Source organism: Providencia sp. PROV040 (assembly GCF_032706145.1).
GTDB classification, from domain to species: domain Bacteria; phylum Pseudomonadota; class Gammaproteobacteria; order Enterobacterales; family Enterobacteriaceae; genus Providencia; species Providencia hangzhouensis.
Window position 1 is genome coordinate 3,871,541 of sequence record NZ_CP120530.1, and the last position, 22,814, is coordinate 3,894,354.

24 protein-coding genes, 1 other RNA gene and 1 pseudogene are annotated in these 22,814 nt (G+C 41.1%); 19 read left to right on the forward strand and 7 right to left on the reverse strand.

The annotated features are described in order from the left end of the window. Positions 1-142: 142 nt before the first annotated feature. Positions 143-1,102 carry a TerC family protein gene (locus P3L40_RS18015; protein ID WP_004258103.1) on the reverse strand — a complete coding sequence of 320 codons (960 nt, stop codon included), beginning with the start codon at positions 1,100-1,102 and terminating at the stop codon, positions 143-145. A 614-nt stretch (positions 1,103-1,716) separates the two neighbouring features. On the opposite strand from P3L40_RS18015, the gene P3L40_RS18020 reads away from it, so the two are divergent. From P3L40_RS18020 to P3L40_RS18040, 5 genes are all read left to right on the forward strand, one after another. Then, the gene (locus P3L40_RS18020) at positions 1,717-2,385 is read left to right on the forward strand and encodes a DedA family protein (RefSeq protein WP_004258110.1); all 669 of its coding nucleotides are present in this window, start codon (positions 1,717-1,719) and stop codon (positions 2,383-2,385) included. 236 nt (positions 2,386-2,621) lie between these two features. Then, positions 2,622-2,927, forward strand: coding sequence for a YqjD family protein (locus P3L40_RS18025; RefSeq protein ID WP_004258145.1), 306 nt, complete (start codon positions 2,622-2,624; stop codon positions 2,925-2,927). 6 nt (positions 2,928-2,933) lie between these two features. Then, the gene (locus tag P3L40_RS18030; protein ID WP_004258148.1) at positions 2,934-3,341 is read left to right on the forward strand and encodes a phage holin family protein; all 408 of its coding nucleotides are present in this window, start codon (positions 2,934-2,936) and stop codon (positions 3,339-3,341) included. Further along, positions 3,328-3,627, forward strand: coding sequence for a YqjK-like family protein (locus tag P3L40_RS18035; RefSeq protein WP_210853270.1), 300 nt, complete (start codon positions 3,328-3,330; stop codon positions 3,625-3,627). The genes P3L40_RS18030 and P3L40_RS18035 overlap by 14 nt, the downstream gene beginning before the upstream one ends. 237 nt (positions 3,628-3,864) lie before the next feature. After that, the gene (locus tag P3L40_RS18040; protein ID WP_004258158.1) at positions 3,865-4,260 is read left to right on the forward strand and encodes a DoxX family protein; all 396 of its coding nucleotides are present in this window, start codon (positions 3,865-3,867) and stop codon (positions 4,258-4,260) included. 399 nt (positions 4,261-4,659) lie between these two features. On the opposite strand, the gene P3L40_RS18045 is transcribed toward P3L40_RS18040, so the two are convergent. Then, positions 4,660-5,553, reverse strand: coding sequence for a LysR family transcriptional regulator (locus P3L40_RS18045; protein ID WP_004258161.1), 894 nt, complete (start codon positions 5,551-5,553; stop codon positions 4,660-4,662). A 123-nt stretch (positions 5,554-5,676) separates the two neighbouring features. On the opposite strand from P3L40_RS18045, the gene P3L40_RS18050 reads away from it, so the two are divergent. From P3L40_RS18050 to dagF, 10 genes are all read left to right on the forward strand, one after another. Continuing rightward, entirely contained in the window at positions 5,677-6,384 is a 708-nt protein-coding gene (locus tag P3L40_RS18050; protein WP_210853268.1) for a pirin family protein, read from the forward strand. Between the two features lie 135 nt (positions 6,385-6,519). After that, positions 6,520-8,490, forward strand: coding sequence for a BglG family transcription antiterminator (locus P3L40_RS18055; RefSeq protein ID WP_004258168.1), 1,971 nt, complete (start codon positions 6,520-6,522; stop codon positions 8,488-8,490). 482 nt (positions 8,491-8,972) lie between these two features. After that, a complete protein-coding gene (locus tag P3L40_RS18060; RefSeq protein WP_004258172.1) occupies positions 8,973-9,311 on the forward strand; it encodes a transcriptional antiterminator in 339 nt (112 codons plus the stop codon). 32 nt (positions 9,312-9,343) lie between these two features. Further along, on the forward strand, positions 9,344-9,709 hold the full coding sequence (locus P3L40_RS18065) for an SFCGS family glycine-rich protein (protein ID WP_004258177.1): 366 nt from the start codon (positions 9,344-9,346) through the stop codon (positions 9,707-9,709). Then, positions 9,709-10,005 carry a DUF4312 family protein gene (locus P3L40_RS18070; RefSeq protein WP_004258180.1) on the forward strand — a complete coding sequence of 99 codons (297 nt, stop codon included), beginning with the start codon at positions 9,709-9,711 and terminating at the stop codon, positions 10,003-10,005. The genes P3L40_RS18065 and P3L40_RS18070 overlap by 1 nt, the downstream gene beginning before the upstream one ends. Before the next feature lie 26 nt (positions 10,006-10,031). Next, on the forward strand, positions 10,032-10,823 hold the full coding sequence (locus tag P3L40_RS18075; RefSeq protein WP_004258184.1) for a DUF4311 domain-containing protein: 792 nt from the start codon (positions 10,032-10,034) through the stop codon (positions 10,821-10,823). Between the two features lie 2 nt (positions 10,824-10,825). Next, a complete protein-coding gene (locus P3L40_RS18080) occupies positions 10,826-11,476 on the forward strand; it encodes a DUF4310 family protein (RefSeq protein ID WP_004258187.1) in 651 nt (216 codons plus the stop codon). Between the two features lie 378 nt (positions 11,477-11,854). Further along, entirely contained in the window at positions 11,855-12,994 is a 1,140-nt protein-coding gene (locus P3L40_RS18085) for an amidohydrolase/deacetylase family metallohydrolase (protein WP_004258190.1), read from the forward strand. Next, positions 12,978-14,090, forward strand: a complete 1,113-nt coding sequence (locus tag P3L40_RS18090; protein WP_210853266.1) for a DgaE family pyridoxal phosphate-dependent ammonia lyase — start codon at positions 12,978-12,980, stop codon at positions 14,088-14,090. The genes P3L40_RS18085 and P3L40_RS18090 overlap by 17 nt, the downstream gene beginning before the upstream one ends. A 1-nt stretch (position 14,091) precedes the next feature. Next, positions 14,092-14,832, forward strand: a complete 741-nt coding sequence (dagF, locus tag P3L40_RS18095) for a 2-dehydro-3-deoxy-phosphogluconate aldolase (RefSeq protein WP_004258199.1) — start codon at positions 14,092-14,094, stop codon at positions 14,830-14,832. A 138-nt stretch (positions 14,833-14,970) separates the two neighbouring features. Here the strand turns inward: dagF and P3L40_RS18100 are convergent, their stop codons facing one another. The 3 genes from P3L40_RS18100 to rsmI all read right to left on the reverse strand — a co-directional run bounded on the left by P3L40_RS18100 (position 14,971) and on the right by rsmI (position 17,700). Continuing rightward, positions 14,971-16,047 carry a 4Fe-4S binding protein gene (locus P3L40_RS18100; protein ID WP_136134910.1) on the reverse strand — a complete coding sequence of 359 codons (1,077 nt, stop codon included), beginning with the start codon at positions 16,045-16,047 and terminating at the stop codon, positions 14,971-14,973. A gap of 311 nt (positions 16,048-16,358) precedes the next feature. Beyond that, positions 16,359-16,732, reverse strand: an RNA gene (gene rnpB / locus P3L40_RS18105) — RNase P RNA component class A. A gap of 95 nt (positions 16,733-16,827) precedes the next feature. Next, entirely contained in the window at positions 16,828-17,700 is an 873-nt protein-coding gene (gene rsmI / locus P3L40_RS18110) for a 16S rRNA (cytidine(1402)-2'-O)-methyltransferase (protein ID WP_004258206.1), read from the reverse strand. A 61-nt stretch (positions 17,701-17,761) separates the two neighbouring features. Here rsmI and P3L40_RS18115 point away from each other — a divergent pair, with 61 nt between their 5' ends. The 4 genes from P3L40_RS18115 to dolP all read left to right on the forward strand — a co-directional run bounded on the left by P3L40_RS18115 (position 17,762) and on the right by dolP (position 21,174). Continuing rightward, a complete protein-coding gene (locus P3L40_RS18115; protein ID WP_004258209.1) occupies positions 17,762-19,462 on the forward strand; it encodes a penicillin-binding protein activator in 1,701 nt (566 codons plus the stop codon). Between the two features lie 39 nt (positions 19,463-19,501). After that, positions 19,502-19,882, forward strand: coding sequence for a YraN family protein (locus P3L40_RS18120; protein WP_004258211.1), 381 nt, complete (start codon positions 19,502-19,504; stop codon positions 19,880-19,882). A 116-nt stretch (positions 19,883-19,998) separates the two neighbouring features. Next, positions 19,999-20,589: a DnaA initiator-associating protein DiaA gene (gene diaA, locus P3L40_RS18125; protein WP_004908326.1), complete on the forward strand. Its 591-nt coding sequence runs from the start codon at positions 19,999-20,001 to the stop codon at positions 20,587-20,589. 9 nt (positions 20,590-20,598) lie between these two features. Next, positions 20,599-21,174, forward strand: coding sequence for a division/outer membrane stress-associated lipid-binding lipoprotein (dolP, locus tag P3L40_RS18130; RefSeq protein ID WP_004258215.1), 576 nt, complete (start codon positions 20,599-20,601; stop codon positions 21,172-21,174). Between the two features lie 63 nt (positions 21,175-21,237). Here the strand turns inward: dolP and mtgA are convergent, their stop codons facing one another. Together mtgA and elbB are read right to left on the reverse strand one after the other, a co-directional pair. Continuing rightward, on the reverse strand, positions 21,238-21,960 hold the full coding sequence (gene mtgA / locus P3L40_RS18135) for a monofunctional biosynthetic peptidoglycan transglycosylase (RefSeq protein WP_210853264.1): 723 nt from the start codon (positions 21,958-21,960) through the stop codon (positions 21,238-21,240). Between the two features lie 8 nt (positions 21,961-21,968). Beyond that, positions 21,969-22,619, reverse strand: a pseudogene (elbB, locus tag P3L40_RS18140) (isoprenoid biosynthesis glyoxalase ElbB). Positions 22,620-22,814 lie beyond the last annotated feature (195 nt).

Consider the following 22,814-nt stretch of genomic DNA (forward strand, 5'->3'; position numbering starts at 1 on the left):
AAACATTTTACATAACTGTGATCTCAATAGAGTTTTGTTTCTTATAGTAGAATGGGATAAACAAAATGGTTGAGCGTTTTCAGGGGGTTAAAAAAAATCCCCTGCTTTTTACAGCAGAGGATTTAAAAATAAAAAAGATAAATTAACTTTTTGCTTCGTTGCGTTTATTAACAATTGCATTAATGATTAACGTCACGACTAAAATTGACGCAATCACACCCAACGAAATCGGTGTTGGGATATGGAAAATATCAATCAATAGCATTTTTATACCGATAAAGCTTAAAATTACCGCTAAACCGTATTTTAGCATTGAGAATTTTTCAGCAACCCCTGACAACAAGAAATACATGGCACGTAGGCCTAAAATTGCAAATAAATTCGATGTTAAAACAATGAATGGGTCAGTCGTCACCGCAAAAATAGCGGGTATACTGTCCACCGCAAATATCACGTCACTAATTTCAACTAAAATCAGCACTAAAATAAGTGGGGTCGCAAATAGGACGCCATTACGTTTAATAAAGAATTTTTCACCATGTAATTCATCCGTCATACGTAAATGAGAACGAACCCATTTTACTAGCGGTTTATCCGTTATTGGCGAGTCATCTTCTTTGGCAAAAGCCATTTTCAAACCAGTAAATAGCAAGAACAAGCCGAATACATACAAAATCCAGCTAAATTGTGTGACTAACCAACTACCTGCAAAAATCATAATCGTACGAAGTACGATAGCGCCTAATACTCCATAAACCAACACACGACGCTGTAAAGTTGCAGGAATGGCAAAATAACTAAATAACATCAACCAAACGAATACGTTATCAACAGCTAATGCTTTTTCTAATAAATAACCCGTTAAGAACGCCATGGTTTGGCTATCAGCAAACTCACGCCCTACGTTCTCATTAAGATACCACCAAAAACCCGCTGCAAAGAGAAGCGAAAGCGTTACCCACACGATACTCCAAGCCGCAGCTTGTTTCATCGACATTGCTTGGCCTTTGTGTTTCCCTTGCCAGAACAAATCAATGAGTAACATAAGTAAAATAATAACGGCAAAACTACCCCATAAAATTGGGTTACCAACTGAGTGCATTTTCCTTTCCCTTAAAAAACAAAAAACGGCTGATATCCAGAAGACATCAGCCGCTTAAAATTCGTTAACCACAAGCTATTTCTTTTGGTTGTAAATTATGAGCAAACCCCGCCTTCTGGCAAGGTCTCACTTACAACACAAATAACCTAAAAATAGGGAACTGTGGTGCTCGGCTACCGGGTGTAATGTGTACACCGTAATGACGATAAACCGACAAGAAGAAGTTACTCCCCTTTGCTATGGCGATAAGATACGGTAAATAGTCTTAAAATGCAATAATTAGCCTTTATTGTTTTATCGTTATTTTTTTACATTAAAAGATAAATTAACAAGTATATTTCGCATACTCTCGGTAAAAAGCGGGTTAAACGCCATTTTTAAGCACTTTACATCGTTCCATGCCGCGCAATAAATCGTAAAAATCGGCCAAAACTTAAATGAATTCTAAAAATAAGCTTAAAATTTACTGTTTAGTTATTTTCTGTTTTGTTAAAGTGAGCGTGCTTTACACTAACAGCCTGAGGAAACACTACTTTCACTTTGGCATTCACTTAATCCATTTCTCCCTGCCCAACAACAAGTTTGTTGCTGTTATTGCCGTTTAGGAAACATTAATGGAATTAGTTAAAGAACTTTTTTTCGCCCTTTGGCACCAAGATTATGTCACCCTATCTAACCCATCGTTAGTGTGGTCGATTTACTTCATGCTGTTCGCTATCTTGTTTCTTGAAAACGGGGTGTTGCCTGCAGCGTTTTTACCTGGCGATAGCTTATTGATTTTAGTTGGTGTTCTCATCGCTAAAGGCACATTAAGTTATCCGCTCACTATTGTAATTTTAACCGCTGGCGCCAGTTTAGGCTGTTGGGTTGGTTATATACAAGGGCGATGGCTGGGGAACACACGAATAGTTAAAGGCTGGCTTGAGCACTTACCTGAACACTACCACCAACGCGCTTATGGCTTGTTCCACCGTCATGGCCTCGCAGCCTTGTTAATTGGTCGTTTTTTAGCTTTTGTCAGAACACTACTTCCAACAATAGCAGGGCTAGCTGGCTTGCAAAACGGTCGTTTCCAAGTATTCAATTGGTTAAGTGGCCTACTGTGGGTGTTAATTTTGACTGCAATTGGTTATGGCTTTGGTAAAAGCCCGATTTTCCTACAATATGAACATCATATTATGAACATTTTGATGTTGATCCCTGTAGGGCTACTGATCCTTGGCTTAATTGGTAGCATTGCTGTTGTCGTTAAGAAAAAATTCTCAAATAAAAAAGCGAATTAATTCTCCATGCGGGAACTCTCAGTTCTCGCATTTTCATTTTTACTTAATTTTACGTCTTAGTATCACCACTCCTCGCAATTAAATTAACTAACTGATATTTATAGAATTTTTATAAACACTGTTTTTTACATTTTTTCTTAACCCCTAATTTTTTATTGAATAACTCATTGCACTTAATGCAAAAACAGTTATTGTTAATACAGTGAAGTTTCTTTTCTATTGATAGGAGGTTCTATATGTCATCAAATCATTCATCAGAAGACCTACGCGCAGAACTAAAAGCGTTAGCAGATTCTCTTGAAGCCGTATTGAATGATACAGGCGAGAAGTCGAAAGAAGAGATTGAAAGCTTGAAATCCAAAGCGAAAGATGTACTTTACTCATCTCGCGCTAAACTCGGTCAAACCACCGAAAGGATCACTGAGCAAACTAAAGAAATTGCGGGCCGTGCAGACAACTATGTCAAAGAAAACCCATGGACTGGTATCGGTATCGGTGCTGCTGTTGGTGTGGTTCTTGGCGTACTTCTCGCGAAACGTTAATTGCTTATGGAACAAAATCAACAACGTCAGGGCCCCGGTAAAGGGGTCCTTGAAATACTGCAACGCATTGCCAGTATTACCGTTAATATTGTTGAAACTCGCCTTCAACTCATTGCCGTTGAGCTCGAAGAAGAGAAAGTTAATTTTATCCAGTTGTTGTTATTAGTTGGACTAGCGCTTCTTTTTACTGCTTTTGGCCTAATGTGTTTAATTGGTCTTATTTTTTGGTCTGTTGACCCTGTTTATCGTTATCAAGCACTTGCTATAACAACAGGGTGCTTAGTCCTACTCGCCATTACCTTTGCTATTTGGGCTCTTAAAAAAGCAAAGCAGTCTACCTTATTGAGCTCCACACGGGAGCAATTAAGCCAAGACGCGAATGCATTAGCAGGTAAAGATAATGACCAGAAATAAACGCCAATTACTTGCCGCAAAAAAACAACGGTTACTCAACAGAATTGAGCAGCAACGGAGCGACCTTGCTGCAAGTTCTGAAGATTGGCTACGAGTGACCGCTCCTTATGACCGTACATGGAAAACCTTCGTTACCTTCCGTCCTTTATTTATTGTGGCTACAGGCCTGCTTTCGATTTATTCACTGAAAAAACCCAAACGCATACTTCAATTAGGGAAAAAAGCCTTCACAATGTGGGGTATAGCAAGGACAATTCAAAGTACGATCAATGCAGGAAAGAAGTAATTCCAATTAAAATCAATATGCTAAATTAAGCTTCTTCACTTTAGCTAGCTCCCCTTCATCACCATTCAATTTTTTTGACTATCTTTGTTAATAAGCTTTGCTTTTTATTGAATAAGCAAATGACTATTATAAGCCCATCAAATGTTTTCTTACCTATTTGTGCTGAAAACAACATTACAAAGCGACACATATCGCAAATACTTTATATTTAATGGCTTATTAGTCTGGAGAATCTTAATGAAAAATTTAGAAAATGGTGCGGTATTGTTAGCTCGTATTATGATGCCAATTCTGTTCATTGTTGCTGGGTATGGAAAACTGGGAGATGCATACGCAGGAACACAACAATACATGCAAGCAATGGGTGTTCCAGGCTTTTTATTACCTTTAACCATTTTATTAGAACTTGGTGGCGGTTTAGCCATTCTATTTGGTTTCTTAACACGAACTGTAGCCCTATTTACTGCAGGCTTTACCGTATTAACGGCGCTACTGTTCCATATCGACTTTAGCGTTGCACCAAATAGTTTAATGTTTATGAAGAACTTTACTATCGCAGGCGGTTTCTTACTATTAGCAGTAACCGGCCCAGGGAAATTTAGTATTGACCATTTATTAAATAAAAAATGGTAACTCCGATTTCATTATCACCCTTATTACCTTATTGACTTTATTTGTTTGTCCAACTTATACCTCCCTTGGGAGGTATTTTTTTATTTAAATCTTTTGAATCGCTACCAGCAAACCCTACTCGTAAACTCTAAATAGTTTAAGTTGTAGGTAGGCGACAAATTAGTCGAGCGGTTTTATCTTTTCAGCCACGGTTAACTTCTAAATAATTCGTGCTACAACTGAGCTATGACTGAGATAGTTTTACTCTTTTGAATCGCTACCAGCAAACCTTACTCGTAAACTCTAAATAGTTTGAGTTGTAGGTAGGCGGCAAATTGAGTCATCCCGTGAGCATACATAAGTATGTGACTCGGGTGACTCAATGAAGCCAACACCCCTACGGCTCAAAATATAACGAGTTTACACTCTAAATAATTTGGGGATTTCTCGGAGACACCACGACTTAGCCTCCCCCATACTATCCCGCCGCCACGCCATAATAATATTCGTCTCATGGCTAAACTCTGCGCCAACCACCTTTAAACGCCCTTCGCGAATATCTTGTTCAACCATTGGGTACGGCATCGTTGCAACACCAAGGCCGGCCAACAAGGCTCTGTGTTTATCCTCAATCGTTGACACCGTCAATCGTTGTTGTTTATCCAACAACTGCACCGTGATCACAGGCCGCTCACGAGCGGTATCAGCCACTGCAATTCCACGGTATTTCACTCGAGTCGCATCAGATAACGGCTCAGGTTCTTGGTGAATGGGATGATCCGGGCTCGCTACATAAATATGATTAACGGTATATAACGATTTAGAGTTAATTTCTGAAGAGGATCGAAAATGCATATCAGGAGCAATGACTATATCCGCTTTACCGCTTTCAAGACGTTCCCATGCTCCCGCCAATACTTCAGTAATTAACGATAACTGTGTTTCTGATTTTTCCGCCAATCGTTCCACCAGCGGAAAAAGTGAATGAACAGGAACTAAAGCCTCACACACGATGGTTAAATGCGTTTCCCATCCTTTTGCAAGCGCTTCCGCATCAGATGTTAGCTTATCAGCGGCTTCAAGTAGGATCCTTCCTCTATCAAGTAGCATCCTACCGACATTGGTAAACTTAGTTCTATGCCCTGAACGGTCAAATAAAATGACATCGAGCTCTTCTTCTAATTTTTGCATGGTATAACTCAGCGCAGATGGGACTCGCCCCAACTCTTCAGCGGCTGCAGCAAAACTACCACGGCGGTCGATTGCATCCATAACCCTTAATGACTCAAGCGTTAATGCTCTCTCTTTACTCATGAAGTTTCTCTTTCAGGAAATTTGAACAAAGGAAACAGATTAACTGGCTAACAATTCAACGTCCAGCTATTTATTATAACAATAGATTATTAACTTATTTATTTTCAATGAGGGTTAACCATTATGATGACATTAAGACCCGCTAACCATTGCGGAAAAGCTGATTATGGTTGGCTACAAGCGCGTTATTCCTTTTCATTCGGCCATTATTTTGACCCAGACTTTATGGGTTTTAAAACTCTCAGAGTGCTGAACCAAGAAGTTATCGCGCCACAAAATGCACTACAGCCAAGAACCTATCCACATGTCGATATCTTAAATATCATCCTAAAAGGGCATGCAGAATATCGAGATAGCCTAGGTAACACCATCCAAGCGGATGAAGGTGAGTGTGTGCGTTTTTCACCGCGCCCAGACCTGAGCTACAGCGAACAAAATGTGTGCCCAAAAACACCGTTGACACGTTTACAGCTCTGGCTAAATGCTTGCCCACAGCAAGAATCTTTGCCTTTGCAAAAAATAGCCATTAGTGAAAATGAGAACAAACTTATCGCATCTCCTGACGGGGAAAGTCAAAGCATTCAGTTACGTCAACAAATTTGGATCACCCAAATTCATTTGGCAACTAATGAGTCAACAGCGATCACGCTAAAAGGAAAAAACTCATTCCTTCAGTCTATACATGGTGGAGCGACATTGTGTACACCAAAAGGCGAGCAGTTAGAAATGAATTGCAATGATGGGGCTTTTATCCAAGACGACAATCAAGTCATCATTAGTGTAAATAAACCGTTTAGAGGGCTATTAATCGATCTTGGAGAGCAAAGCTAGCCCTTTTCCTGCTATAGCAGAGTGAATTTTGCGAACGGATTCGCAAATTTTATGATTTACATATCCTACATATTGACATGCTTGTGTTAGAGTCCTGCCATTAGCGAGCAAAAAACAAGTCATTTTCTTGCTCAAATGCTTTTTCGTTTTGATTTTAAAGGTGTTTCCGTGGCTCTATTCACTCAACAGCGACATAATCAAATTTTTGCTCAAATTCTCAATGAGGTAGTGCCTCAAGACGAGTTAGCCAAAAATTTCTCCGTTTCTACTCGAACTATTCGTTCTGATATCAATGAAATCAATGAATTGATACAGCCATATAGTGCTCATATTGTATATGAGCGAGGTCGCGGTTACCGACTAAAAATTGAAGACGAAGCCCTATTTGCTACCTTTACTCAACAAAGTGATGAAGACAATCAGATTCCTCGCACTAGCAAAGAGCGCATTGATGCCCTACTATTAAAACTCTTGATGTTATCACTCCCCGTAAAACTTGATGATATCGCTGAAGAGTGGTTTATCAGCCGTGGCACTTTACAGCAAGATATGGGCGCGGTGAGAGAACAGCTTCATAAATACCAAATTGCATTAGAAAGTATCCCTCATCAAGGCATTCGTTTGAACGGTAGCGAGTGGGCAGTTCGAGCTTGTATGACCGAAACTTTATGGCGCCGCTATTCCGCACAGATAACCCCTGATTTAACCACTTTCCGCCCTGATTGCCTTGATAATTTAGACCTGACATATATCGATAAAGTTTTACATAACAGTATGAATCGCTTTGATATTCGGATTAGCAACGAAGGGCATTTATACCTGGTTTTTAATTGTGCGGTGACTATTTTGCGTATCACTCGTGGTCATGAACTCACCACCTCCGTCAAAAATGATGACAGTGAAGAAGTGATCCGCAAAGCCTGTGATGAAATATCCAAAGGTTTAATCTACTTTCTTGGCAATGACCTTTCAGGGGCAGAACTTAGCTATTTACATGACCAAATTGTTGCCCAACGCATTAGTAACCAAGACTCTAGCACGCAAAAAAGTGGTACTCATAATGAGCTGTGTGAATATATTTTAAATTATATTAATGAGTTATATAATTATGACTTACGGAGCGATGAAAAACTCAAAAAAGATCTCAATACTCATCTTGCATCGCTGATCACCCGTTTGCAGTATCATATTTCCACACCAAACCCGCTATTATCTGATATCAAACAATATTACCCGTTCGCCTATGATGTCACACTGAGCGCGTTAACCAGTGCAAGTAAGCAATTACTCCCCCACCCAATCAGTGAAGATGAACTAGGTTACCTTGCGGTTCATATTGGAGTCAGCCTCGAACGTAACTATGGCGCTGGCTCCATTCGCCAAACAGAAGTACTGGTAGTTACTGATGCAGGGAACTCCACGTTTCGCGTGGTTGAATCTAAAATCATGCGTGAATTTCCACAGCTCAAATTTAGCCGAGGGTTAACGTTACAAGAGTATGAATCCTTGGATGAAGTCTCTGAAGATTTCGTGATTACCACTGTACGAATTTCAGAGAAAAATAAGCCTGTTATTAAAATTGCGCCGTTCCCAACACCCTATCAGCTAGAGCAAGTTGGCCGCCTCGCCATGGTTGATCAAACTCGCCCTTATATTATCGAGCGCTTTTTTGATGAACGGTTCTTCATGGTAATTAATGAAAAAATTAGCCAAGAAGAGCTCTTTCAAATGGTTTGCAATAAATTGCAGCAAGAAGGCTACGTCACACCTGATTTCTACCCTTCACTACAAGAGCGTGAATCAATTGTTTCCACCTTGCTCGGGGAAGGTATCGCATTGCCTCACTCTTTAGGGCTACTTGCCAATAAAACAGTGGTTGCAACCGTTGTCGCCCCGAAAGGCATTGAGTGGAATAAAGAAACCAAAGAAAATGCTTATGTCATTTTCTTATTAGCTATCAGTAAAACAGACTATGAAGAAGCGATGGCTATTTATGACCTTTTCGTTACCTTTGTAAAAGAAAAGACAACACGTCGCTTAGTGAGTGTCAAAAATTTCAATGAGTTCCAAGTAATAGCTAAAGATAGCTTAGCGCGTATCCTCTAACTTGATAGCAATTTCCACTTTGTAGTGGAAAAGTGGAAGTTGCTGACTTTTACGTGATCCTAACCACAACTCTTATAAATACTTTCCTATCCTAAACTGTCTATTTTACGGCCAAAGTGACTAAATGGAAGCGAGTACAACCCACGCAACATCATTTCCATTTATAGCTTCCACTTCCCTTTCCAGTTCCTTTTTTTGTTTCCATTTTTTAATTAAAAAAATAATCAATTGATAAATAACACATTTTATTCAAAGTATTGTTATTTACATCTTATTTAGATAGTTGACTGATGTCAATTTTTCCACTTAATTTCCAAATAGAGCAAAAAACATACCAAAAATACATTTATTAATTTCCAAACAATTTCCACTTATAAGTGGAAATTTCCTGCCTGCAAAAATGAACAAGAACAGACTAAGGTATTAAGCATGAAGGAACAGAGTAGTCTAACTTGCAATATTACTTTGGATTTTAAATAGTTATGAGTGAATCAGTTGTCGTTTTTAAAATGTTAGAACATAACCTTGATATTGATGAGGTGACACAAAAACTGCTAGCAGTGATTACTGACTGGCTCAAGCAGGAGGACTGCTACACCACAGATGTACAACAACAGATGTTGGAGTCTCATTTACGTGCCATGGTCGGTAGAGCAAAAACGGGTGAAGCCTTACCAGAAGTCGATATCAGCTTATTCGATGAAATTTCTGAACATTCGATAGTGCTCGCACAGCGGGTTGTTGACACACTTCCTGGATTAGCACCTGAAGAGACTTATTTACTCTCTGTTCACTTTGAAGTCGCACGTTCAAATGATTAATTACTAATTTGGTAGGATTTGGAGAATATTTTATGAAACAGATAGTTGTTGTTATCGGTGACCGTTTAGGTAAAGGCCAAAAAGTAGCTGCGGGTGTTGAAGCTGCGGGTGGCAAAGCGGTTGTTGTTCCGGGGGTCGCTGCTGATATGAAACTCGGTGATGTCATGAACGCAGAACAAGCCGATTTAGGCATCTCATTTTGTGGTAGTGGTGGCGCTGGCGCAATTACCGCTCAAACTAAATATGGCTATAAAGCTCGCTATGGGATGCGCTCTATTGAAGAGGGAGAAACCGCGATTGCAGACGGTTGCAATGTATTAGGTTTCGGTTTTATGGACAAGGAAGAGTTAGGCGAGCGCTTGGTAAAAGCATTCAATAAAAAATACGGCAACGCTTAATGAAAAAATCTATCGAAACGGTTGTACGGGTTACAGGGCAAGGCGACACTAAGCAAAAAGCAATAGCTGACGCCTTAAATTCAATTCAAAAAACCGTACTGAAGAACAGCACAGATATCATCCTACGGATAGAACCAAAGGATGTTGAAGTGATTAGTGCTCACTCTCATTCGCGGACAGAAAAATTTCTTTTTCTCTTTTTGCCACGCAAACGTGAACATTTTCGTGTTGTACTCGACGTTTCGCTGGATGTCACTTTACTTTCTGTCAACGAAATACCATTTACAGAACAATAATAGCAATCAGGTCTGGAGTTAATTCCATGAGTGAAACTGCATCTTTTTTAGAAATATTGGGCATGTCCCTGATCATCGGTGGGCTCTGCGGCTTTGGCTTAGGCGCAGGGGCTGCGCGTATGTTCCACGCACCAACCGTACAAGGTATGGGGGCATTCCGTACATTGGGTGAGCTGAACGCTTGTGAAGGCGACCCAGCGTCTCATTTTTCTTTCGGCTTAGGGTTCTTCTTTAACGCATGGGCATCGTCAGTTGCTGCTGGGGCATTTACACAAGATGTTGACCACCGCATCATCCCAAACTGGGGCGCGGCCGCACTATTAACCAAAAACCGTAGTGTCGCTGACACACTACATAACCCGAAAAAAATGGCTATCGCTTGTGCCATCATTGGGGCATTAGTTGTCGCCTTCTTAAACACAACCGCTTCCGCAGTTCCGGCTGCACTACAAACGACAGCCATTAACGTACTAGTGCCTGCCGCAAACTTGTTAGTTAATACCGTGATGCCAGTCATCTTCTGGTTAGCCGCCATGGATGCCGGACGCCGTTCAGGTTTCTGGGCAACATTATTTGGTGGTTGTGCTCAGCTAATCATGGGGAATGCTATCCCTGGTTTAGTTTTAGGTATCTTGATTGGTAAAGGCGTTGATGACAACGGCTGGAACCGTATCACTCGTACAATGATGATAACAGTGGTTCTCCTGTTCGTTCTCAGCGGCTTCTTCCGTGAATTCGACCTAAAGATGATCACCTCTTTCAACCTAGATAAACCATTGTGGCTTGAATACGTCCACGGTCTGCTGAGCGGGAAATAATCATGACAACAGAAATTAACAAACAAGATTTTTGGTACGCAGAATGGTCCTTCCCGATTTTTGTTGGGTTGCTTTCCGCAGGGATCTTCGCAGGTACCCACATGTATGTCGTCTACGGTTTTGGGGCATTTAACGAAGTGGCGTTCGTCGCCATGTTACGTGCAGGGTTAGATACCGGGGTTTATGGCGCAGTCGCAGCATTTGGTGCAAGTTTCTTATTTGCTAGGATCATCGAAGGTTCATTGGTCGGTATTTTAGATATCGGTGGTGCACTGCAAACCGGTATTGGCCTCGGTGTTCCCGCCTTATTTTTAGCCGCTGGTTGGGATTTTTTAGTCACTAACTTCTGGATGTCGTTACTAACTGGCTTATTCCTTGGCGTATTAATTGGCTTACTGATTGTATTTGCGCGTAAATTCACGATTGCTCAGGCTAACTCAACCTTTGGTGCTGACGTCATGATGGGTGCGGGTAATACCTCTGGCCGTTTCTTAGGTCCATTAATTATTTTAGCTGCGATGGCCGCATCCATTCCAATCGGAATTGGCTCTTTAATTGGCGCATTGATTTTCTATGTATGGCAAAAACCCGTTGCCGGTGGCGCCATTTTAGGTGCAATGTTGTTCGGTTATTTCTTCCCAATCGTCGCTTAACCAACACTCTCCCGGGGCATATGCTCCGGGTTACTGAATAACATAAGTTAAAAACAGACTCGAAATAGTTCAAAGGGTAGCGAAAGTGCTGCAAGCATGCTCGAAATAATTCAAATTGCAGCTAAGCGGCAAACGACGATATCCCTAGGAGCATACAAAAGTATATGACTAGGGTAGCGGAAGTGCTGCCAACAACGCTGTGGTTGACATCATTTAGAATGCGCACTTAGGCATACTCTAAATAATTCAAATTGCAGCTAGGCGGCAAACGACGATATCCCTAGGAGCATACAAAAGTATGTGACTAGGGTAGCGGAAGTGCTGCCAACAACGCTGCAGTTTGAAGTATGACGAGTATCGAGTATAGAGAGGACAACTATGTACACTTTAATCATCAAACAAGGTAAGCGTATCGATGGCTCGATTATCGACATTCTTATTAAAGATGGAAAAATCGAAGCGGCAGGCCCTGAATTAGCGAATAATCAGCAAGCAGACAAAGTCATTGACCTACAAGGAAAAACTTATGTCAGTGCTGGGTGGATTGACTCTCATGCTCATTGCTTTGTTGAGTCACCTATTTACTTCGATGACCCTGATTTAGCAGGAGCCGCTGGCGGAGTTACCTCACTGGTTGATGCAGGTAGTGTCGGTGCTGATGATATTGATAAATTTTATCAGCTCACCCAGAAATCAAAAACGAATGTCTTTTCTCTGTTAAATATTTCACGTATTGGCATCATTGCGCAAAATGAATTGTCGGATATGAACAACATCAATGAAGCCTGCTTTCAAGACGCTATCGAGCGCCACTCCGGCTTTGTTGTTGGTATGAAAGCCCGTATGAGTAAAAGCGTGGTTGGTGAAAATGGCATTACCCCACTGATTAAAGCTAAAGAAATGCAGAAAAAACACCATCTTCCACTCATGGTGCATATTGGCAACAACCCGCCGGATATTGATGAAGTCGCTGATTTACTGACGCGCGGCGATATCATCACTCACTGCTTTAATGGCAAACCCAATAAGATTTTAGGCGAAGATGGCTACCTAAAACCATCAATTGCTCGCGCACTCGCACGGGGTGTCATATTAGATGTTGGACATGGCGGTGAAAGCTTTAGCTTTAAAGTTGCAGAGCAAGCGATGCGCATTGGCACTTACCCTGACATCATCAGTTCCGATATTTACCACCGCAACCGCGTTAATGGCCCTGTTTATAGCCTCGCTTTTGTGATGACCAAATTTCTGTGTATGGGCTTTAGTGCGGAACAAGTGCTTCGCTGCGTTACCGAAAAAGCCGCCAACTTCTTATCGTTACCCGCAAAAGGCTATTTAAGGCCGGGCTTTGACGCCGACATAACCCTTTTTGACCTTAAAGAAGAGCAAACAGAGCTCACGGATGCAGAAGGCGAACACCGTATAGGCACTCACCGCTTCGTACCATTGGCTGCTATCGTCGGTGGAAAACACATTATTCATGCACAAGGTGAATCAGAACATGCAATCGATTTATGATAAATATCAGTTAAAACACGTTATTAATGCCTCTGGCCGCATGACAATTCTGGGTGTTTCAACGCCAACTCCAGAAGTTGTTGAACGTGTTGCTTATGGATTAAATAATTATTTTGAAATTAAAGACTTAGTTAATAAAACTGGCGAATATATTGCTAATCTATTAAATGTTGAAGCTGCGGTAGTTGTATCTTGTGCCTCTGCTGGTATTGCACAAGCTGTTGCAGCGGTGATTGTACAAGATGATGATGATTTACTGCTCAATTTGCATTCATCCGACAAAGTTGTTCCTCGTGAAATTATTTTACCTAAAGGCCATAACGTTAATTTTGGTGCCCCTGTGGACACAATGGTAAGTTTAGGTGGCGGTAAAGTAGTCGAAGCGGGTTTTGCTAATGAGTGCAGTGCCGCCCAGTTAGCAGCAAAAATCACCCCCAATACAGCCGCTATTTTGTACATCAAATCACACCATACCGTGCAAAAAAGCATGTTAACCGTGGAACAAGCCGCCAAAGTGGCTCATGACCACCAGCTCCCCCTGATCGTTGATGCCGCAGCAGAAGAAGAACTTACCGCTTACTACCAAGCCGGTGGCGATATTGTGATTTACAGCGGAGCAAAAGCAATCGAAGGCCCAACAAGCGGTCTGGTTATCGGTAAAAAACAATATATTGAGTGGGTAAAACGCCAAAGCCAAGGTATTGGCCGTGCGATGAAAGTAGGTAAAGAAGGTATTTTGGGGCTCACACTCGCTATCGAACAGTACCTGACTGCGACCAAAGAAACAGGCGCAGAAATGGTTAATCGAATGAGTCAATTCATCAGTGATTTAAATGCCATTAAAGGTATCTCTGCTCGAATCGTCTGGGATGGTGCAGGACGTGATATTGCCCGTATCGAGATTAGCTTTGATGAAAAAATGATAGGCAAAACCACTTACCAAATCATGGCTGAGCTAAAGCAGGGCGATACCGCGATTTACTTCCGTGAGTACAAAGCCAACGAAGGAAAAGTAGAGGCTGACATTCGTAGTGTTAGCACTGAACAACTTGATGTTATTTCTAAGAATATTCGTTTGTTAGTAGAAGGAATTTAAGATGAAATTGTCACCGAATTTTTATCGTGACCGTGTCTGTTTAAACGTACTGGCAGGCAGCCACCAGAATGCAAAAGATATCTATGCCGCAGCAGAAACCTTTGTTGTTGTTGGTGTTTTATCTAAAAATTACCCTGACTTAGAAAGTGCAATTGCTGATATGCGCATTTATGCACAAGAAACCGATAATGCATTATCAGTTGGTCTCGGCGCTGGCGACCCAAATCAGTCAACCATGGTGTCGTTAATTGCAAAAGAAGTTCAACCACAACACGTTAACCAAGTATTCACTGGTGCACCAATTAGCCGTGCACTATTAGGCCAAAACGAAACCTTCGTGAATGCGCTCATATCACCAACAGGCACGGTAGGTATGGTGAAAATTTCTACAGGCCCACTAAGCTCTCAAGCGCCAGATGGCATTGTTCCGGTTGAAACTGCCATTATGATGCTTAAAGACATGGGTGCTGACTCAGTTAAATTCTTTAATATGAAAGGATTAACATATATTGAAGAATATAAAGCCATTGCCAAAGCTTGCGCTGACTTTGATTTTTCTTTAGAGCCTACAGGCGGCATTGATTTAGATAACTTTGCTGAAATTTTGCAAATTGCCCTTGATGCAGGCGTGAAAAAAATCATTCCTCATATTTATAGTTCCATCATTGATAAAGAAACGGGCAACACTCGCCCAGAAGATGTACGTCAATTATTGCAGATGGTTAAGCAAGCGGTTAATTGATGTGGTAGTAAGCAGTAAGTGAGAAAATAAATATAAGCGAGTAAATAAGTATAAATAAGCAGTACAAAGTCTGTCATCATGACAAAACAACAAGTTGCCCCGCTCATCATTGTATGCAGCGGGGCTTTTTATTGCACATCAATGACCTATCATTCTTGCATTTGGTATAATATGAAACCAATAATTATCAGGTACTGGGCTATCCCAAACGCCAAAATACATAGCAATACCAATAATAATAAATAAAACTGCTAAGGTTAGAATTGCCATCATCCAACCCGATAAGCGAAATTGATGTTTTTTTGTTGGCACTTGCAATGAAAAATCCAACGTTGATGCAACAGGGCAAGATTCAACGCAAGTCATACATCCCGTACATTCCACCGTTCTTACAGTAATTAACTTATCGACAGGTATCCGTGATGGGCAGTTCTTGGCACATTTTCCGCAATCAATACAACTTTCCACATTTCGCCGAATTTTAAATGGCGAAAATAACGAAAAAATGCCTAACAAAGCGCCATAAGGGCACAAATAACGGCACCAAGCATTACGAATAAACAAGCTTGCTATCACTAAAATGACCACAGTAATAAGCGCAAACAAGCTAATATAACGAAAAAAATCCAACATTTTTACGTCAATAATGATCCCATAAGGCGACATCATAAAATATTGGATCATCTGTGCAGACATGGAAAATGCAATATAAAGAAAGAAACCTAATAACAAATATTTTAGGCCCCTTAAAGGGATATCGAGCCATTTAGGTAAGCTAATTTGGTTTTGATAACGAAAGACTTTTTTCCCTAACTTACCAGTGTACTCTGATATTGTGCCAATCGGGCACATCCATGAACAAAATGCTTTTTTGAACAGTAAGCTAATCACAATAAAAGAGACTAATAAAAACATTGAGGCCGCATGAATTGGCGGAAAACTCCCCGTTTCCAAGGTATATTTTAAATTCATTAACCCCGCAATCGGCAGCCAACCTTCAATTCCACCAGGGCGAGGAAGGTGAATTGTCGCCCCTCCAGTTTCGTAATATCGTACCCAGTAATAGAAGGTAACTCCAATATAAATATTGATCGCCAATAGCGTGAACTGTACAAATTTACGCCATGTTGATGCATTTCGCCAATCATTCCAAGGGAGTTTTCCCCCAGTTGTACCTGGGCGACGTTGGTACCTTACACGTGATTTCTTTATCATCTACGCACATCTCTTTAACATGCATTATAAATACCACTATTGTAATTACATATTCACATAGCGTATTGATTTGCATCAGAGCGTGACGATATTGATGATTTCAGAAAAACGAGGTGACAAGATTAGCTTGCGGCAATAAACAGCTCTAAATAGTTCAGCTTGTAGGTAGGCGGCAAGGGAGGATATCTCTAGGAGCATACATAAGTATGTGACTAGAGTAGCTGAGAGCAGCCAACACCCCTACAAGTTGAAATATGACGAGTAATAAAAAAGGCTATAGCAATAAAAGTGCTATAGCCTTTTTTATTTGTCTGTGGAGTTGGCCGATAAGCCGGGTTCTGTCATGGACAACCATTCATCTAGGCCAGCACTTGCGCACTGGCTCCAGCAACCTACCCGAGTTCAATGCGGGCCGCACCATATGAACCCCTATTTGGTCTTGCTCCGGGTGGAGTTTACCGAGCCACGAACTGTTGCCAGTCGCGCGGTGCGCTCTTACCGCACCCTTTCACCCTTACCTGATCCTGTAAACAGGCCATCGGCGGTTTGCTCTCTGTTGCACTAGTCGTAGGCTCGCGCCTCCCAGACGTTATCTGGCACCCTGCCCTATGGAGCCCGGACTTTCCTCCCCTCTACCCGTCTCCCGAAGGGACTACGATAAAGCAGCGGTTGTCTGGCCAACTCCGCGGCGAATTATAGGCACTTTGTTGTTGCTTGTACAGACTCTAGCGTGGGCAATTTACCACTTATATCAATCAAATCGTGGTATTTGCCCAAAAATCATTCATCACTTTGATTATCAAGCATCAACTTATACAACATATTTTTCTTGAGACCATAAATTTCAGCCGTGATTGCAGCCGCCTTTTTAGGGGGTAATTCTTTTTGTAATAAATTTAATGTTCTCACCACTTCAGGGGAAACTGCGGAGTCATCAGCTGGCTTTTTATACCCTTCGACAATCAACACCATTTCGCCACGGTGACGGTTTTCATCTTCTTTTACCCAAGCGAGTAATTCCCCCACTGGGCGGCCTTCAATGGACTCCCACGTTTTCGTAATTTCACGTGCTAAAACAACATGGCGATCCGGTCCCCAGACTTCCACCATATCTGCTAAACTGTCTAACAAACGGTGGGTTGATTCATAGAAAATCAGCGTGCGAGTTTCTTGTTCGAGAGATTGTAAAACATCTTTACGCCCTTTTGTTTTAGCGGGTAAAAAACCTTCATAACAAAAACGGTCTGAGGGTAAACCCGCTGCTGATAACGCGGTAATAGCAGCACAGGCACCCGGTAAAGGTACGACACGAATACCCGCTTCGCGGCAACGATTAACTAGATGATAACCTGGATCATTAATTAAAGGTGTACCCGCATCGGAGACTAATGCGATACTATCACCTTGTTGAAGTCGACTAATTAATTGATCTGCCTTTTGCTGTTCATTATGATCATGCAGAGCAAACAACCGCGCATTTATCGCAAAATTCTGTAATAGAATGCCTGAATGCCGAGTGTCCTCTGCTGCAATAAGGTCAACATGTTTAAGAACATCCAACGCGCGTTGCGTTATATCCCCCATATTACCAATAGGGGTAGGGACAATATACAGCGTGGATGCCATAACCACAGCTTGATTAGGTTGGTTCATTGTTTCATCCGAATAGCCGGTTTAAAATTAAGCAATTGAAAAATACACCATTGGATACAGTATGCGTCCTTCAATTTTTTTGCATTTGAAAAAAGGGTTAATCTGCACAGCAATGCTGTCCACATTTGCACTGTCAGGGTGCCAAATTGTCTCGGAATACTTTCCGTCAACCCAAAAAACGCCTGAGCAAAGCACATCTGATGATGCTAGCCGTTACCAAGCAATCATTGATGCTGCACAAGGTAAGCCTTCAATGGAGGCGATAAGGGCCTACATTAGCCAAGAACCTTTATTAAAAACAGCCGCAGAACGCCAAGCTAATATTGATGGGTTATGGCAGATGTTAACACAGTTAACGCCAGAACAAATTCATGGAATTGGGGCAGATGAAAATATTCTCCAAGGCTGGGTCGATCTTTTAGATATTTATCAAAACAACCGAGACGACACAGATGCTTTACTTGCAGGCTATAACGATTGGAAAATGCGTTACTCGAATAACCCTGGAGTGATGACAACGCCGACTCTTTTGCAACAAGCCATGATACCTCAAGTGGGCAAAAACCCTAAGATTGCATTGTTTTTACCCATGAGTGGGCAAGGACAAGTATTCGGTCAAGCGATTATGCAAGGCTTTATGGATGCACAAAAAGGCCTGCCTCAAGGGCCCGCTACTCAAACAGCCATAACACCGCCACCAAGTAGTGGAAATGATGTGCTTGACCAAATTTATGAACAAGTTGCAGCAACAACAGGTAATGCTCCCACTTCTAGCGATAGCGACGTGGTGACATCAACTTTGCGTATTGATGCCGCCCCTGTGAATACCCAAAGCGTCAAAGTGTTTGATACAACAAACAAGCAAATGCCTGAGCTTATTGAACAAGCGAAAAATGAAGGTTTCAATCTTATTGTTGGGCCATTATTAAAAAGTGACGTTCAAGTTATAACCCAAATGGGAGCGCCTGTTAGTGTGCTCGCCCTCAATGAGCTTGATGCGAACCAATTACAGCCTCGACCTAATCTTTGCTATTTTTCATTATCGCCAGAAGATGAGGCACAAAATGCTGCCGCTTACATGAAAGCTGAAGGTAAGCAAATGCCATTGGTACTAGTTCCCGCTAATGCTTTCGGTGATAGGATAGCCAAAGCCTTTGCACAAGGGTGGCAAGAAAAAGGCGGCGGGACCGTTTTAATGCAAACCTTTGGGTCTGTCCCTTCTTTAAAAGAGTCGATTAATCGCGGCGCAGGTATCCGTATGACAGGAACGCCTGTGAATACCGGAATACAATCGATAGACTCACAATATGTCGATTCAACTGGTGCGATTGACGGCGTTTATATTGTTGCCACTCGTGATGAGCTGACCTTAATCAAGCCAATGATTGAAATGGCAATTAGTTCTCGTTCTCGTCCTTCGCTTTATGCAAGCTCTCGCAGTAACCAAGCTGGATCTGGCGCAGACTACCGCTTTGAAATGGATGGCGTTAAATTTAGCGAAATCCCTTTACTCGCAGGTGCAAACAATAACTTACGTAAACAAGCCCAACAAAAGCTGAACAATGATTACTCTTTATTCCGCTTATATGCCATGGGTATTGACGCATGGTCTTTAGCCAACAATTACGACAAGCTACAGCAATCTGGACAATTTCGTATCAATGGTGCATCAGGAACCTTGAGTACTACACCAAACTGTGTAGTGTTCCGAGAATTACCTTGGTTGCAATTTAAACAAGGCAAAGTGGTTTCCTCACAATAACATCACTGAATACTTCATTTTTTTTCAGACAAGGACGTCATGAAAATTATGCCAAAAGCCATACAATGGTTAACAGGCCGGTACTATGAAAATCAAGTGCTCGCATTCCTGAAACAGCAGGGATTAACATTTGTTGAACGTAATGCAAGGAACCGAGGCGGAGAAATCGACCTCATCATGCGAGATAATACAGGTTGGGTATTTGTTGAAGTTCGGTTTCGCAAGAATTGTGATTACGGAGATGCACTTTTATCAGTAAACTGGCACAAACGTCGAAAACTATTAGCTGCTGCCAAATATTGGCTCTCACAAAGGCAAGAAAGTTTTGAAACCAGTGCATGCCGTTTTGATATCTGCGCCATCACGGGAAACCAATTTGACTGGATACAAAATGCATTCAACGAAAATGATATTTATTAACAAATGATATAATCAGTTTTATACGCTGATCATGCAGTCAACAAAGCTATAATTCAAATATAATGGCAATATACAAAAATAATTTGAATTATATCGAGGCGACAAAGGAAAAACTCGTGCTAGACCGAATAAAAGTTTGCTTCACTGAAAGTATACAAACTCAAATAGCAGCTGCTGAAGCGCTGCCTGATGCCATTTCAAGAGCCGCGATGATGATGGTTCAATCTCTACTCAATGGCAACAAAATTTTATGTTGTGGTAATGGTGCTTCTGCCGCTACTGCACAACGTTTTGCTGCAAGTATGATCCATCGCTTTGAAACCGAACGCCCTAGCTTACCCGCTTTAGCACTTAATACAGATAATGCAGTGTTAACTGCGATTTCGGGTAGTAAGCAGCCTTCTGAAATTTATGCGAAACAAGTTAGAGCATTAGGGCAACATGGTGATGTTTTGATGGCAATTTCAACCCATGGTAATAGTAGCGATATCATTAAGGCAGTTGAAGCAGCCGTGACTAGAGACATGACAATTGTCGCCCTAACAGGTTATGACGGAGGGGAACTCGCAGGTTTACTTGGCCCCCAAGATGTTGAAATTCGTATTCCATCCCAACGAAGTGTTCGAATTCAAGAAGTCCACCTTCTTACTGTAAATTGTCTATGTGACCTCATAGATAATACTCTTTTCCCACATCAGGACGATTAAGGAGATAAAATGCGATTAATTCCGGTTTTTGCCATAGTCATTAGTACTATTCTATTACAAGGTTGTATTGGTGCTGCTGTAGTCGGTTCCGCTGCTGTTGCAACAAAAAGCGCAACTGACCCTCGTACAGTTGGTCAACAAGTTGACGATGGCACCTTAGAAGCTCGAGTTAGTGGGCAACTGAACAAAGATAAAGAAATTACGGGCAAGGCTCGTATCATTGCAACCGCTTATAAAGGAAATGTTCTGCTAACAGGCCAAAGCCCTGATATGGCTTGGGCTGAACGAGCAAAACAAATAGCCTCTAACGTTGATGGCACCATCGCAGTTTATAATGAAGTCCGTAGTGGTGAGCCTGTTGATTTAGGTACAGCCTCAAAAGATACTTGGTTAACAACCAAAGTTAAATCTAAAATCCTCGCGAGTGATAGCGTTAAATCTGGTAGTGTGAAAGTCATTACTGAAAACGGTGAGGTTTTCTTGCTAGGTGTATTAACAAGGCAAGAAGGAGATGCAGCGGCTAAAATCGCTAGTGAAACAGATGGTGTTCGTCGAGTAACGACTGCTTTCACTTATCTTAATTAATCATAAACAATAATATATTGTTATAAAAACAAAAGCCGTGGGTTAAAAACCATGGCTTTTTTCTTATTCATTCATCAACTGGTTTATTTTCAGATAATTCTTACCTCCCAATAAGTGCATTTGGTTCAAGATCCAAGCTTGCCTTTTGAGCACATAAGAAGATGGGTTTTTTACACTATATCTATGAGGATTAGGCAAAACCGCAGCTAATAGTGCAGCCTCGCTCATTGAAAGCTTGCTAGCAGGCTTATTAAAGAATTTATTTGCAGCCTCTTCGACCCCAAAAACACCATCACCAAACTCTACTATATTAAGATAAACGGTCAGTATTCTTTTCTTTGACCATAAAAGCTCCATAAAAGGGGTCATTACTGTCTCTAAGCCTTTTCTTAACCAACTTCTTCCATCCCATAACCACACATTTTTTACTGTCTGCTGTGAGATAGTTGAAGCCCCTCTAATTGTTTGTTTATTACTCAAATTATGTTTGTAAGCTCGCTCAATTGCATCAAGGTCGAACCCCCAATGATGAGGAAAATTTTGATCTTCCGCTGCAATTACTGCTAAATAGATATACGGAGAAATGTGATTTTCATCTACCCATTCAGAATGAGACACATAAGAAAAATTTAAGTTTATCCATGCGCTAACTTGCCGTTCAATCATCACTGCAGAAAAAGGCACTGGTATGTATTTAAATAAAATGACTGAATAAATCCACACCACAAGTAATGAAAATGTGATCTTCTTTAACCAGTGCCATAATCTAGAAACAATAGTTCGCATTCAAATAATCACGCCATTTCCAATACTTTCTTAACAAGCTTATTAATACCCGTATTTGCTTCAGAAATTGATTGAGCTAGCATATAAGCAGGTGTTGTAACAACTCGGTTAACTTCATCAATTACAATATCATCAACAGCACATTTAATATGTTTCCCCCCCATAATTTCTATTTGAGCAATCGTTTCACTATCATCTCCAATAGTTAGTTCTACTGATGTATTTAACATTTTAGGAAGCATCACTGGAGCAATACACATCAGCCCTAGCGGCTTTTTCTGTTGGTGCATTTGGCGTACTAAACTTAATAGTTCTTTATTAATTTCACACTCGCTTCCTTTAACTGCGAAATCACATAAATTTTTTGCCGCCCCAAAACCACCAGGAATAATGAGGGCATCTAGCTTTGAAGCATCAGCTGACGATAAAGGTGATATTTTACCACGTGTAATACGTGAAGACTCTTCCATTTGGTTACGTTTTTCTGTTTTTAATTCTCCATTTATATGATTCATAACAGTAGGTTGCAACTAATCAGGCGCAAAAAAATGAACTTCAGCATTATATTGACTCAAAGCTAGTATAGTTAGCACTGACTCATGAATCTCGCTTCCGTCAAAAACACCGCAGCCACTTAAAATAACCGCAATTGATTTCATATCTTCCTCCATTTGTAGTAAATTATCTCTCAGGCGCTAAGGTGCATAAACATCAATCTTCATCACAGATTTTAATGAATCTTGTAACAGATTCGCTAAATTTTGGTATCTTGATGTTGCCCTTTACAGTGATATACCTAATTTTATGATTTGCAAAAAACAAAAAGCATATGCAAATCAACGATTTCCCTGGTG